Source organism: Stieleria tagensis (assembly GCF_024129865.1).
GTDB classification, from domain to species: Bacteria; Planctomycetota; Planctomycetia; order Pirellulales; family Pirellulaceae; genus Stieleria; species Stieleria tagensis.
Genome location: NZ_JAMYFE010000110.1, coordinates 1 through 14,049 on the forward strand (window position 1 = coordinate 1; position 14,049 = coordinate 14,049).

Annotated in this window: 12 protein-coding genes and 1 pseudogene; 2 read left to right on the forward strand and 11 right to left on the reverse strand. The window is 51.1% G+C overall.

The window, feature by feature from the left end; genetic code table 11:
- Positions 1 to 196: 196 nt before the first annotated feature.
- A pseudogene (locus tag NHH03_RS23425) lies at positions 197 to 1,550 on the forward strand (IS3 family transposase); the annotation flags it as partial.
- A 419-nt stretch (positions 1,551 to 1,969) separates the two neighbouring features.
- Here the strand turns inward: NHH03_RS23425 and NHH03_RS23430 are convergent.
- The 9 genes from NHH03_RS23430 to NHH03_RS23470 all read right to left on the reverse strand — a co-directional run bounded on the left by NHH03_RS23430 (position 1,970) and on the right by NHH03_RS23470 (position 10,258).
- Positions 1,970 to 2,995 carry a hypothetical protein gene (locus NHH03_RS23430; RefSeq protein WP_253160279.1) on the reverse strand — a complete coding sequence of 342 codons (1,026 nt, stop codon included), beginning with the start codon at positions 2,993 to 2,995 and terminating at the stop codon, positions 1,970 to 1,972.
- Positions 2,996 to 3,524: 529 nt separating this feature from the next.
- Positions 3,525 to 4,640 (reverse strand): DUF1573 domain-containing protein, encoded by a 1,116-nt coding sequence (locus NHH03_RS23435; protein WP_253160282.1) that lies wholly within the window; start codon positions 4,638 to 4,640, stop codon positions 3,525 to 3,527.
- 658 nt (positions 4,641 to 5,298) lie between these two features.
- Positions 5,299 to 7,122, reverse strand: a complete 1,824-nt coding sequence (locus NHH03_RS23440; RefSeq protein ID WP_253160283.1) for an IS66 family transposase — start codon at positions 7,120 to 7,122, stop codon at positions 5,299 to 5,301.
- A 116-nt stretch (positions 7,123 to 7,238) separates the two neighbouring features.
- Entirely contained in the window at positions 7,239 to 7,589 is a 351-nt protein-coding gene (tnpB, locus tag NHH03_RS23445; RefSeq protein ID WP_253160286.1) for an IS66 family insertion sequence element accessory protein TnpB, read from the reverse strand.
- Positions 7,586 to 7,945 carry an IS66 family insertion sequence element accessory protein TnpA gene (gene tnpA / locus NHH03_RS23450; RefSeq protein ID WP_253160288.1) on the reverse strand — a complete coding sequence of 120 codons (360 nt, stop codon included), beginning with the start codon at positions 7,943 to 7,945 and terminating at the stop codon, positions 7,586 to 7,588. Before tnpA ends, tnpB begins: the two co-directional genes overlap by 4 nt.
- Positions 7,946 to 7,986: 41 nt before the next feature.
- Complete coding sequence (locus NHH03_RS23455) at positions 7,987 to 8,823, reverse strand: hypothetical protein (RefSeq protein WP_253160290.1); 837 nt, start codon at positions 8,821 to 8,823, stop codon at positions 7,987 to 7,989.
- An 85-nt stretch (positions 8,824 to 8,908) separates the two neighbouring features.
- A complete protein-coding gene (locus tag NHH03_RS23460; protein WP_253160292.1) occupies positions 8,909 to 9,175 on the reverse strand; it encodes a hypothetical protein in 267 nt (88 codons plus the stop codon).
- 10 nt (positions 9,176 to 9,185) lie between these two features.
- Positions 9,186 to 9,635, reverse strand: coding sequence for a hypothetical protein (locus NHH03_RS23465; protein WP_253160295.1), 450 nt, complete (start codon positions 9,633 to 9,635; stop codon positions 9,186 to 9,188).
- Positions 9,636 to 9,643: 8 nt separating this feature from the next.
- Positions 9,644 to 10,258: a hypothetical protein gene (locus NHH03_RS23470; protein WP_253160297.1), complete on the reverse strand. Its 615-nt coding sequence runs from the start codon at positions 10,256 to 10,258 to the stop codon at positions 9,644 to 9,646.
- 412 nt (positions 10,259 to 10,670) lie between these two features.
- On the opposite strand from NHH03_RS23470, the gene NHH03_RS23475 reads away from it, so the two are divergent.
- Positions 10,671 to 11,741, forward strand: coding sequence for a helix-turn-helix domain-containing protein (locus tag NHH03_RS23475; RefSeq protein ID WP_261364436.1), 1,071 nt, complete (start codon positions 10,671 to 10,673; stop codon positions 11,739 to 11,741).
- On the opposite strand, the gene NHH03_RS23480 is transcribed toward NHH03_RS23475, so the two are convergent.
- Complete coding sequence (locus NHH03_RS23480; RefSeq protein WP_253160301.1) at positions 11,732 to 12,040, reverse strand: hypothetical protein; 309 nt, start codon at positions 12,038 to 12,040, stop codon at positions 11,732 to 11,734. The genes NHH03_RS23475 and NHH03_RS23480 overlap by 10 nt on opposite strands.
- 453 nt (positions 12,041 to 12,493) lie before the next feature.
- On the reverse strand, positions 12,494 to 13,825 hold the full coding sequence (locus tag NHH03_RS23485; protein ID WP_253160303.1) for a hypothetical protein: 1,332 nt from the start codon (positions 13,823 to 13,825) through the stop codon (positions 12,494 to 12,496).
- Positions 13,826 to 14,049 lie beyond the last annotated feature (224 nt).

Here is a 14,049-nt window from a genome sequence, read left to right on the forward strand (position 1 = left end):
AATCGACGTGCGATTGCCCTATACGACTTCCCCGCTGAGCACTGGAGCAATCTGCGGACTACCAATCCGATTGAGTCAACATTCGCGACGATACGCTTTCGTCATCGAAAGACAAAAGGTAGCCCGGCCCCTCTGTGCCAACATACGTGAGACAACTTTCATTTTGATTTGAGAGTTGAGGGCACGGAGAGTTTCCATGACCGAGAAGGCTGGAAAAGATTTAGAAAAAGATCCTGAGGTTGTCGAGAAAGCGGCCCGTCGCCGCTTTACCTCGGAGTACAAACGTCGAATTGCCCTCGAAGCTGAGCAGTGTGAGCAGCCCGGTGAAATCGGAGCTCTGCTGCGACGCGGAGGACTGTACTCGTCCGTCGTCGCACGATGGCGTCGCCAACTTCGGAATGAATCTTTGTCATCATCGAAAAAGTCAAACAAGAAACGCAAACTCACCCCAGCCCAAGAAGTCACTCGCCTGAAGCGCGAGAATGAACGTCTGAAGGACAAGCTCCGCCAAGCCGAGCTGATCATCGACGTCCAAAAGAAGTCTCGGAGATGATGCAGACAAGATCACAAGAGAAGGACGACTGAAGGCCGCCAAGAAGCTCGGCGAAGAAATCGGAATCGTCGCAGCGTGCAAGGCTTTGAATGTGTCGCGGGCGCCGTTTTATCGTCGTCGCGAAGTGAAATCAGATGCCAAGGCACGACCGACACCGGCTCGGGCGCTTTCGGCCGACGAACGTAAAGCGGTGCTTGATCAACTCAATAGTGAACGGTTTGCCGATCAGTCGCCGCGGCAGGTCTATTCGAAGTTACTCGATGAGGGCAGTTATCTCTGTAGTGTGAGGACGATATACCGCATTCTCGAAGAGAACCAAAGCAGCCGAGAACGGCGAAACCAACTGACCCATCCAAAATACAAGAAGCCAGAATTGCTGGCTACCGGACCCAATGAAGTCTGGTCCTGGGACATCACCAAGCTGAAAGGTCCGGAGAAATGGACGTACTACTACCTCTACGTGATTCTGGACATCTACAGTCGCACAGTTGTTGGCTGGATGTTGGCGCATCGAGAAAGCTCGGACTTGGCGAAACGATTGATCGAAACCACGATCGAGAAACAAAACGTGCCAGCAGACCAACTGATTATTCACAGCGATCGCGGGCCGTCGATGACATCGCACAATGTCGTTCACCTGCTTGGTTCACTGGGAGTCACCAAGAGCCACAGTAGTCCTCATGTATCGAATGACAATCCGTTTTCGGAAAGCCAATTCAAAACAATGAAGTATCGTCCAGAATTCCCGCAACGCTTCGGCAGCTATGAAGATGCCCTGGGATTCTGTCGGCGGTTCTTCCACTGGTACAACTACGATCACTACCACAGCGGAATCGGAATGCTGACGCCTGCATCGTTGCACTACGGACAAGCGGATGAAATTCGATCGGCGCGAGAGCAAACACTTGAGCTAGCATGGCAACGAAATCCGGAACGATTCGTCAAAGGAGTTCCAAAACCCGAACCATTTCCAGGGGCGGTTTGGATCAACGCGCCAAGCTGCCAGGCGGAAAAGAAAAATGAAGCCCCCGCAGTTCATTGCGCGGAGGCTCCTGAAGAAACGTCATTGACGCACCCTCGATCCGGCTATCCCTTGGACGGTTGCGTCCCCGCAGAGCCATCTTCCGTTTCACCGGACACGACGACGATACCGCAAGAATCATCATTGAACACCCGACTTATGCCTAAAAAATCCCGGGGTTTCAGGGGGTGGCCCCTGACCACACTGAACTGCGACTTTAAGTTGAGTCACAAAGCTGTCTCAAAGTCGTTTACACATTCCGCGGCTCGATTCGCCGGCTAATTGTTCTGGTACACTCGTCGCGGTCAATTATTATTTCCTGGAATCGTTTGGCATAGCAACCAAATCAGTACCAGAGCCAAGGCTGGCTCTCAAAAAATGGAATAATCAGAATTTCACTCTTCGTCAATTAATTCTTCAGGTGTTTTCCAAGGTGTGCCAGTGAGTATCCCGCCGGGCTGTCCATATGTATCGAAATAAAAATCGAATATAGGTGAAAACTGCTGCCGAAAGTCTTCTGATTCACAGTCAAAAAACTTGTCGTCTATTTCGTTTCCAATTCGCCAGTCAAATACCCAGTGAAAGTGCTCTTCCGTAGGCCCAAAAGGGGCACCCGTTGCACTCTTCAACACGTGGGGCAAGAACTGTTTCGTCGACTTGTGCTCGATCCATTCGATTTCTGATTCGCTGAACAGACCCGGCATTTTCTTGTCCCTGCTCGTATACTTTAGCTTCACTGGCAAATAATCAAACACTTTCGACTGTGTCATTTCAATTTCGAAATCGAGAGAATGATGTTTCCATCGCCACCTACTCACAATCTGGCCTTGTGTTGCCTTGGTTGCTTCAAGAAACTTACCTTCCTTAAGAAACACCTGCTCAATCCAACCTTGTTGATCCCTTGGGCTGGCCAAAAAAAGTGCGTGAGTTATTAGATTGTCAAAAGGCTGAAACGAAGTGTGCTTTAGCGACTCCGATTCGATGAACTGTTTAACTGTCTGGTCCTTCTTTTTAGTGGTGTACCCCAAAGCGGACGCTGGCCCGGTCCTGCCTTTAATCATATTTCCACAGCGAAAGAACTCCTGCCAATATTGCAGGTCATACCCTCTTGTTGTCGCGGAGCTGTCAAGGACCCTTCCATTAGCAAGATAACTGAAATGCTTTGATTTATCGACTGCTTGCAGTTTGTAAGCTGGTTGAATTCGCAAAGGTGGGCCACCACTCTTTGTTAAATGGATTCTTTGTACTTCACCTTTTGCCATCAACACGTATCGTCTGAGCACCGAATCACGCAGAACGGTTAGGTCGGCGATGCCCTGATAAACAAGATCTTCTGTATCTCGCTCTTCTTTCTCATCAGCCCACATCGATAGTGAACAACACAGGAAAACAACAAGAATACTAAGAAAACGAATCCACATCTTAATAACCTAATTTGCGAACAATACCATTCAACCGGGCGTTGGATTTTCCACCCGGTTCAGCCATCAGACTCTAGATCTTCAAATCGCTATGATCCGAAACACGGAGTTGCAGAAAGGTCAACCCAGTCTACTGTTGTCTCCGCCAATAAATCATCAACCTTGTCGCCACCGCATGCCCAAAACGTATCTGCCCATCGGCAATGGCAGTCGCCCTCTTGGAAACAGACGTAGGTGGTGAAATTCGCATCATCAGGCACCCTGCCTTCTTCTCCAAAATTGGCATCCCGCTGCTCTTTCTCTTCTTGGGAGTAGTCTGGACCACGATACATCCAACTTTTGGCCAAACACGTCGCATGAGTCTCGGGATTTCCGCATTGGTACGTCTGCCCGGTTTTGCAAGTAATCGGATATGCTGTCTCGCAGACGCGTACTAGGTTGTGTGGTACGACGTATCTCACACATCCTCCGCCTTGGGCATAACATTTCCCGGAAAGTCCAAACGCAAGCAGCAACAAAATAAAAGTCTTCATTCTTCTTCCTCTTTTCTTAGGATCCGAACACGAAATCGCAGATCAACACCAGCGCACGTAGCTGAAATGATGCCATCGGAATCAAACAACTTATTTGGGTCGCCATCAACTGTAAGAGCGACACCATTTTTGATTGGATCAACTAAAACTCGGGCATCCTTACCTTCATCAACTGCGGAATCTTTTTCCAACCTAACAGCACTCAATCTAGCGAATCCTTCATGCGTTTTTGACTCGCTGACAATTGCTTCTACATCCCCAAATAGAAAAATTCTCACCGGAATTCCCGGCCTGACAAACACAGTGCTCGGCACAACTCTAACCATTCCAACGAAACGAGTATTAAGCGTAATTGGCACAAGATCAAAAGCGCCGCTTTCGGTTTTTAACTGAGGAACTACAACGATTCGGTCAGTAAACCTAGCAACGTCGACTCGCTTGAGTGTCAAGCGTATACATGGATCACCGTGCCCCAAGTAGCGGGATGATTCGACTGAAGCAATCTCGCCGGCGATTGCGAAACTGAGCTGCTCTGGCTTAATTCGGTCGTCATGCAGCTGCAAATCGATCTCAGAGCTACCGTTCTTTGCGAACACAACCTCATCACTAGACGAAATCTGAGGGAGCAGCTCTCCACTTATGCGCAATTGATGAACTCTGCCTGCAAGCTGGATATCAATTTTTTCTTTGAAAACCCCTATCGATTTCTTCGCTACCTGTATTAGTAGGTTTTGCGTTTCCCCTGGCAATATCTCTGGGCTCGACGGCTGCGCAAGAGTACAGCCACATGAGCTTGTCAACTTGTCCAGTAATACAGTCTGCTTTCCATTGTTTTCAATCAACACTCTTCCCTGATAAATATTACCAATGAAATCCGTTTTAAGATTGATGTCGTGATTGGTGCTTCCGCCGTACACCTGAATTTTTCCGAAAACCGATAGTTGCTCAACCTCAAGATCGGTTTTGAGGGTGACGGTTTTTTGCTCCATTCCGGTTGCTTCATCGCTTGCTAGTGCAACTACAATACAAACTGCCGCGCGAATTACCGAGCGTAAAAAAACGTGCATTGTATTGCTCCATGAGAAGAGATTCGACTGCAAGAAAAGTGTCATATCGAATTGATATTTCCGAACATTCGATCACAACACAGCGACAAGAGTCCGCCTCTTATGCTCCCCGTTGATACCTTCTGGCATGCTATAGGTCAAGAAATTTCCATAGATTTCTTTAGAGCGTTTGTTCAGGTTTTACTTTGTTGCTCAAGAATAGCGCGTCTTAGACGTCGACAGTTACCCAGATATCGGCCACCAGAGCTCTATCCTCCGACCAGGTTATCTCAGTTTCTCAGATCAACTCGCGATCGGAGGTTGATGTTCGTAAGCGTCTCTGACCACGGTTGCGGTTGCGGTGTTGATGTTCAGGGCTGGGGCGGCTAGCGGAGGCGGGGTATAAGTTTGTCGCGGAGGAGCTGTCGGCGGCGTTGACGGCCGGCCCGTTTGGGAGTTGCCTTTTGCTCACGCTCCTGTTGACGGTAAACCCGGATCGACTCAGGGTGAGACTCGCCCCAGTTCCATGGCAGCAACGGTTCGTAGTTCGTCTCCCCCGCAAGTAAACGCTGCAGCACATCATTCACGTACGCGGTCACGTCCAAGTCGTTACGGTGAGCGCTGCTCGTCAATGTCAGGAATCCCGCGTTGCGTTCGCCGCCGGAAAGACTACCGGCGAACATCCAATTCTTTCGCCCCAAGGGTAACCGTACACCAGAACCAGTTAGCGACGCCGAGTTGACTTGTTGAGCACGCGGCGGCGTGCTCGGCGGGTGCGTTTGCGGTCGGCTGCCTGGCGGCGCTCGTCTTGGCGATACTGCCGGATTGATTCAGGATGCTTCGATCGCCAAGCGTGAGGTGTGAGTGCTGGCCAGTCCGTTGCGCCTGCCAGCACTCGGCGTAGCACGTCGTCCAGATAGGAACGCACGTCCAAGTCATTGCGGATCGCGCTGCCGATGATGGTCATGAGGTTGGCCGCTCGCTCGCCCGCTGCCACCGAACCTTTGAACATCCAATTCTTCCTGCCAGTGGCGACTCGCTTCATCAACTGTTCGCAGTCGTTGTTGTCGATCGGAATGGTCGCATCTGCAGTGAACCGATTCAGTGCTTCCCAGTGACGACGCACGTATGCCGCCGCCTGGCCAAATTTGCTTTTCGGAAGGACGGTTGGGAATTGCATCGCTTCGCTGTCGAGATACTCGGCGATCTGGGCCAGAACATGACGCGATAAACTTTGTCGGCGAGCAAGTCGATCCGCTTCCGCAAAATCCTTGATCTGATCCTCCACGTCATAGAGCACCCGGATCAATGACTCCAGCTTGGCGACCTGTGTTGGAAACGCTTTGCGGCACTCGTCAATCTTGCGCCGCGCATGCGCCCAGCACGCCGCGAACGTGATTCGCGAGTCGCTTCGCACATCGATCTTTTGAAAACCTGACCAGCAGTCTCCGATTAAATTGCCTTCGAAATCACCGAGTACATCATCCGGTCCGTCGCGGTGGCGACTGACCGTGAAGTCGAATGCCACCACAGGAAGGCGTGACGCGTAATAGCCCCACATGTTGGCTTTGATACTTGGCTTGCCAGTGAGAATCGCCTCTTCAAGCACTTCGCCGATTCGCTGGCCACGAGCATGTTGCGACAAGTCCGGCATCGCTTTGGGCGTGATCAACAACACGCCGGTGTCATCACAGCCAATCGTTTGATCCTGTTTCAAGAACTGTCGCAAGTGGTCAGCAAGCGGACGCAGAGCGAACTCAACCGCCGCTTCGAGGTTTACCAGCGTGCTGCGACTGGGCGTCCAGCCACTGCCGGCGAATAGATCTTGTTGACGATAAAACGGCAAGTGATAAAAGTATTTCCAGGCCACAACTTCGACACCGATCGAAACGTCAAAGCGATCCCCTTCGACCAGTCCGGTGGGACGCTCGGGAGTGACGATCCCCTTGGATTTCTCGGTCGGATGAGCGTACTTGGCATACTTCGTGACTCGGACCTTCAGTTCCGACGCGATGCACTCGAGCCTCTCGACTTCGTCGTAGCCGATGAGAGTTAGACCTTCGCGTTGGTCTTCGGGAAGGTCGACGATCTTTTCGTATCGCGGCAAGTGTTCAGGGAACTTGCGATCGCTTTGGTCGGGACACCTCTTCCTACGTTGTTTTTTCGCTTCTTCGGCATCGTCGACGATTTTGTGGGCCTCGCGGACGGCCTCTTCCAACGCGCTGACCACTTCCGGCGTGGGTTCTTCGCCAAGATCTAAGAACAACTGGCCTGCGCCATCGACCCGTCGTTCGCTCTTACGCCCGTATAGTTGCTTGAGTAGTTTTTCGATCTTGAGATTCAGCTCGATATTCTCTTCTTCGAGCTTGTCCGACTCGGCTTTGAGTTCCAGGACGCTGTGGGCTTGCTCCTCGATCAGCTTGTCTTTGAGCGACAGTTCGGTCGATTGGTCGTCAATGACCTGTTGATGCTTGCCGACTTGTGACTGCAGCTTCGCAATCAGTTGGTGGCAAGCGTCGATGTCGTTTGGAAGAGGCTTAGAGTTCATGATGGCGACATTATAAACCTCAACGCAAATCGCGCAAGACAGCACAAAAAAAATGGCTCCGCGATGAGAGTTTCGCGGAGCCATTGAATGACTTTTCAAGTGGGGCGACTGGAGGCTTAAGCTGCCATTCGCTTACGTCTGATCTTAGCCGACTTCAGTGACACTCCAGCAATCCACATGGCCAGTTCAACGTTGTCGATCACGATGTGGGAAACATCGCCATCGGTTTTTGGCAATTCGACAGTTCCCTGTTCGAGCCTGCGATACCAGAGCGTTAGTCCGCCGGTTTCCCACCACAGCGCCTTGATGCGATCGCGTCTTCGATTGACGAACAAGAATAGTGAACCATCGGTCACACGGTGATTCATCGCGGTGGTCACGATTCCTGTCAGACCATCAAAGCCTTTTCGAAAATCGACCGGCTCGGTGCAAAGGTAGATCGGCACACCGGCAGGCAATCCGATCATGCTAGGGCCTCCGGACGCTGACTTGGCTGCCGATCCGTGGGGACTTCCACGCGGATGCGAACACCGCCGGGAAGTTCGATGGTAGTGCTGGCAAGCAATGAGCCCGCCTGCTGATTCGACTCCGAGGCAACTTGATCGGCGGCCTCGGTGGCCAGACGAAGCGGCATGAATTGAACGCTCGTGGCGGACGGCTTGATCTTGGCGTCGCTAGGCAGTTCACGCAGCTTTTTCCTCCATTTGTAATAGGATGGCTGCGAGACACCTTCGCTGAGACAAAATTGGGCGACGCTCATTCGCGAGGACGCAAATCGACGCAACCGTTCCTGCCAAAGTTTGGCGGTTTCGGATCGTGGCATGGGTTTTCTCCGTTGGGTGAAACGAAACAAAACCCGCTACGTTAAACCCCGCGCCTACAACGGTTCTGGTGTACGGTTACGCAACGACGATGACAAAAAAGGTCAGCGAGCTCCGGTTTGGGAGAAATGCCAACGATCGAGGCTTCGCTCAAGATCATGTTGGGACCGATTCCGGCGACTAGCTTTGCGGTTCCGACTGAAGCGATGGTTAGTGAACACGCCGGGTTATCGAGAAAAACCAGTCTGGGAACGACCGTATTCTCTACAAGTGTTTCTCCAAGGAACGACTTTTTCGACAGGCATCCACCGGTTGGATGCCTTTGCAATTCAAAATCATCCGCGTAAGCAAGCATCTTTCGATTGCTTGGATATGTTTCCCGGGGGACGTTCCCGGTGATGAGAATGCGCTCAAAAAAGCGGTTGTCTCGGAGAAGCTCAGCCAAGTCGGGGAGCTTCGTGAACGCAATGGCGATACCGACGGAAAATAGCAGCAAGACCGGAGATTGAACGATACCAGCAACGACAGCCCCTACAGCGACGATTCCGACGGCAACTGCCTTGGCAAATATCGTCTTGAAGAGATAGTGTCGCCAAATGAGCGAACCATTATCGTGTGTGATGCCTGTTGCTTGCCCAGTAAACGCTAAAGTTTTTACTGCGGCTTTCGGCAGCGACACGACACCCTTAGTCAGCATTGCCATGACGAAGAAGACTGTTTGAACGACCGCGTTGATGACTGCGATGGCAATACCAAGAGCTAGTGCCAAAGTAGTGAGAATTGTCCAGGCGCTATCGATCGCGATTGAGACCATGAGCAGCAGTCCCAGAACCGCCACCCAAACAAAGCTGCTTACCAGTTTGTTGATCGGGCTTTCCATTGAAGATCCTCTGTACAAATCTGTTGGGTAACTTGGAAATTGCTGCATGACGAATCCGATTCCAATCGGACTCGCTTTTCATCAGCTACTTCGCATCGGATTGCTGCTGCGGCTCGGGTCGAAGGTGTTCAACCCCCTTCCCAACAGCACCAAAAACGACGAGCAAACAGGCCACAACCGAAAGGAGATCCTCGACGCTTGAGACGGTGCCGGAATTCTCGATTTGTTCGATGACTCGTGTAAATGCGTTCGGGGAGGTCTTTCCTTCCTGAAGAAACGCATAGATCACGAAGCAAGAAAATCCGACCGATGCTGAGAGCTCGTAGGCGGCAGTTAGAAGGTCATTAAACATTTTCTGATTCCTAAAAGTTGAGGCCGGAACGCGATTGGATTCGTTCGACGGTGGTTTTGACATTAAGCTCAATATTCGCGATTAACTCTTCCTTTCGAGAGCTCGAAATCGGAGATTGCTGGATCCGATCCAGACGCACCTCCGCGTTGATGATTACTTTTTCAAGAGTGTCGTTCCTTGCCTCCAGAAGTTCGCTCTCTGCTTCCAGACGGAACTCTGCCACCATGACGCGGACACGTTGTCGCGCAGCTTCTATGGCAGCATCTTTCAGTAGACGAGCCGCGGCCACTTTGGCTTCGCCAATTTCGCCCGCAGCACGTGAATCGTTGTCTCCAAGCAACTTGGCTTTGAGGAATCCGATCAGTCCTCTGTTACCGCCATCGGTTTCAAGCAGTTTTAGAACACGTTGTGGATTAATCGCATCGTGCGTTGCGTTAATCTGAGATTGAGAATTTCGCATCTTGAAGCTCACTTTCCTGGAGGAATTTCCTTCGCAGCATCGGAGAACAGAACCGCACGCTGCTCAGGGGACAAAGAAGAGGATTTGGCAATGTCACGAATAACGTGTTTCTGAACGTCGATCATTCGATCGATCATCGAGAAAGAATGGTCACACAAGATGGTCTGGCACTCAAGAAAAGCCTTCTCCAGAGTCACTCGTGCTCGTTCATCGTGCTCCGATCGAAGAACGGATCGCTTGAGTTGTCGGACCCTTGCAGCAACAGCCAGCTGCGTGTGCTGCCGCAATGACTGACGCCTCTTCTCCAGAGTGTTGAGCGCCTCATATCTTGCTTTTCGTTCACGGTGCTTAGGGATAATCACAAACACAGTTAACGCGGAGACGGCAGAAGCACCAAACGCAACAACGACAACCAGACCGAATGTAGGAATGAGCGAGCTTCCGACGAAGGCGGTGCTGCCTTTTCGATAGCCTACTTTGATACCTGCGTCGCGCCCGGCGTGATAACCAACCTTGTAACCGTCGGTTTTCCCTGCTTTGTATCCAGCATCGTAGGAAGGTTTGTGGCAACCACAGATTCCCGCGACTAACAGTGCGACAGAAAAGATCCTGCAATACTTCATCGTTTTCGTTCGCAAATAGCGAGTAGGTTTGTTTGGAGATCAGCTGAAGATGTACTAATCAACTCGGCTTCCGATTTCGACTCTCAAGGAAACGAAGCAATCAAGTCCAACGTTCTACGGACAGGCTTCTTCAATCTGATGCGTAGTCGAACGGAGCAACGATTGCATTCACCAGCCGATCGGATTCTAGGGATAGGACCTTGGTTGACCAGAAACTCCAATCCGCGTCGCGGATAGCGGCGGAAATCCGGAGTCTTTTTCCCGTTGCGACAGTCGTATTTAGATATATCCGCGCCGCGGATAGCAGAACTGCGCTCACAGTTGTCGAATGCTTTGACAACACTTACAGTTCAGTGGCGTTCACAGAAGAACCTATGGGGAGAACCTGATGTCTAACGAACATGCAAGCAGAATGAACAGATCCCACCAACCAAGAGGACGCGAACTACGACGTGTTAGAATCTCAAAAGGCTTGTCCCAGCTTGATCTCCAAAGGGAGTCAGGAGTTCCGCAAAGCCGGATCTCGAATGCCGAGCGTGAATGCGGTGAGATGACGACGCAAAATCTCTTGAAACTAGCAGGAGCCTTGGATGTTCCCATTGATCAAATTGCTGTGATCAGTTTGGACGGTACCAAATCGCACGAGCGCTTGAACTCTGCGAGATTGGAGGTCCTGCGTCTGCTGTTTGAAAATCCAACACAAAACTTGGATTGCCGCGAAAGGATCGAGACAGAGCTGGGGACTGACCAACAATCTGCCTACATGAATCTGTCCAAAGATGAGGCAGATGGATTGTGGTTGGATCTCTCTGGCCAAGGTTGGGTAGTACCTATTGATGGCAAGCGAGTTCCTTGCACACCGCCTGCTCAAACTCACTTTCATATGATCAACATGATGGATCGCGTGCTTGACCACATTCACGCCGCGAATTTACATGATGCTCCAATTCAAGTATCACCCAGAAGAGAGCTTTCCGAGACGATTGCCCTGCTTTCCGAACGCGTGGAATATGCTGAAAACGCATTGCAACAATGCACAAGTGGTGACTTTTCGGATGCTGTTCTTTCGTGCGATCTCGCATTCGTCGCAGGAGATCCACTCGTTGGGCGTGTGTTGAACGAACTTTCTCAAAGCATTGCAATAACCGACTTGGTTTTTCTCGTTTTCGAAAAAAGGATTCCTTCTGCCCTAGAACGTCAAATACGATTTCGCAGACTGTTGGTTGAGTCCCGACGTGAATGTCTTGAGGTTTACCGAGAAATTGAAGTCGGCTCTTTTAGTATTGACCGGGTCGGGATTTGGACGGAAACACGTGCGACGTTGCTTCTCAGAGGGTTGAGTATGATTTTCGGTCCATTCCAGAAAAACAAGACCTTCTACGTCAATCGCAAAATGGATTTTCAGAAGTTGAAAGAAGGAGTCTTCCATACCGAGTCTCTCAACAGCCTGCTGGATGAAATCGCAGTTTTTCCCTACGAATGAAGACCTGGACCTTCACCCATATTAGTTGAAATATGGGATTTCCAAATTCGCCAAGCGAATTTGCGAATCTCGGCAGGAGCATCTTCGCCTTTCCAGTGTTCTTGAACCAGCTCAATCGCACAGCCGATCTCGCTGACAGCATCGAACTGAGCCGATAAGCCTGAATCAATCATCTCTTTGTAATCGCAGCCTGCAAGGGCACTTAACATCTGATCATCGGATACCTGCGCCGCTAGCCATTTTTCCTTGAGGCAACTGAGTTGATCGATTTTCGATTGAGCATGTGCTTGCTTTTTCATTCTGGCTCTACTCCACTGTTGAGTGGCAACTTTGCCAGATCTCCATTCTTTGTTCAAATTTAATCGACAACCATTTGAATCTGCTCCTTTATCTATTGATCAATTGCCTAGACGCATTGCGTTGAGTTTCGGTTTGGTTTCCATTTCTTATCCACCGTGCTGCTCGGCTCAGCGGCTATCTTCCCGCGACCCGTTGCAAAGCTCAAAGGCAAGTTCAGGCAGAAGTTGCAGTGTTAGCGACGTTTACCGCCCCCGGCCCATTTCGGTTTTGGGTATGGCTTAGGCTTTGGCTTGCGTTTCTTTTTGCTGCCTCCGGTAGGTTTGGGCTGTCCGGCCATACGGAACTTCGCCATCAGCTTTGACATGATGAAGGTTTTGCGCTTGTGGGGCTCGAGTGGTTTCGTGAACTGAACACTAACGCGATTGATCGCGAAATGCAAATTGCCCGTCGACTCAGCGGTCGAAATCGAGATCGCGGTCGCGATCTTCGCGTTGGCGGTTCATGTAGTCGAGCATCCGTTTCTCGAAGTCGTCTTCGGTGGGGGACTCTGGTTCCGCTTTGTCTTGGTCATTTTGTTTCGTCGTTTCCTGTTCTCGCTTTTCGATGTCTCGCTTGCGGCGTGATGTTTCTTGATCGCGGGGTTTGCGTTCTCGCCGCTTCCTTGTGGGCTTGGGATCGATGGTTGCGGTGCCTTGTTCGGTTTTCTCGGCTTCACCGGACTCCTTTTGATCTTCGTCGCTCCTTGCGGCCTCGTCGAATTCGCGCCGTAGTTTTTGCTGCAGGACAAGCTTGCGTTTCTGCTCCAGTTCAAACTCTCGTTGTTCGCGGAGCAGGTCATTGCGTTGTTGATTGATTTCCCTTTGAGCGTCTTTCAATTGCTGAGCGTTGTGTTTTTGACGTTCCTTCATTCGCGCCGCTTTTCGGACATAGTCTTCGCGGGCTTTCTCTTGCCTTTCGCTGTAATGCTGTTTGGCAATCTTCTCGGCCTCCATTTCCGCAGCACGCTGCTCTTTGCGCATCGCTTGCCGCTCTGATTCCTGACGATCAAGCACAATCTGGCGGCGTTTGGCCTCGCTCGTCAGCGTCTGAAACAGGTCTTTTAGACGCTTCCCTTCAGCGTTGGCCGCTCTGTGAAATAGCTTTGACCAATCGAACAACTTCAAGCCATTCTCGATCGACCCTTTGACGCTTTTTTCATTTGCTTCAAACTGTTCCCGCTCGGTTTGCTGCGTGGCATGGAGTTCTTTCCAGGGTTTGTCGTAGATCTTACGTGCGTTGGTTTTACTGCGTCGAACAATCGTCTCTTGCTGGGTTTTCAACCTTCGCTGCCGTTCTTGCAAGATTTCACGCAATCGCTCCCGATTGCGTTCTTGCCGGTTTTGCTGCTCTGCTTTGCGCTGTTCGAGAATGCGCTGCCGTTCCCGGAGTTGCTCGATTTCTGGACTGTGGTCGTTCTCGGCTTTGGCCTGTTTCTCAAGTTCGTACTGGTGCCGAGGCGTCTTCTTCATCGGTGCCGGTGTTTCCCCGGCTTCGCGGTCGTGCCATCGCTTTCGTCGTTCCTGAACGACGGGTTCGCCGTGAATTCGGATTTCCTCTTCCAAAGCGAACCGGGAGAGCTTCTTGTGGTCGTTGTAGCTCTTCAGCAATCTCCCATCGTCACCGATCAGATTGATGATCACGTGGCAATGGGGATTGCGATCTGCGGTATCGTTGTGCGCGATGATCATGGCTTGCCGATCTTCGGCGCCGATCGCTTTCAAGGCCCCTTCAACGCTTTGAACCATTCCTTCTTGGTCCAGTTAAGAACACGCGCAAAGCTCGGGTCCGACGTTGTGCGGGATCGATCCGAGGGCGACCGTAAAGTTGCGGCCTCGGCTGGTGACTGGGTTCTTCGAATTCAGGCAACTCGCGCATTGTTCTCTCCTCTTGTCCATCGGATCGACAAGCCACAATTCGCTTGTGGCGGTTGCGTGATTAAACGGCGCCACGTTTAGCGAGGGGGTGTCGG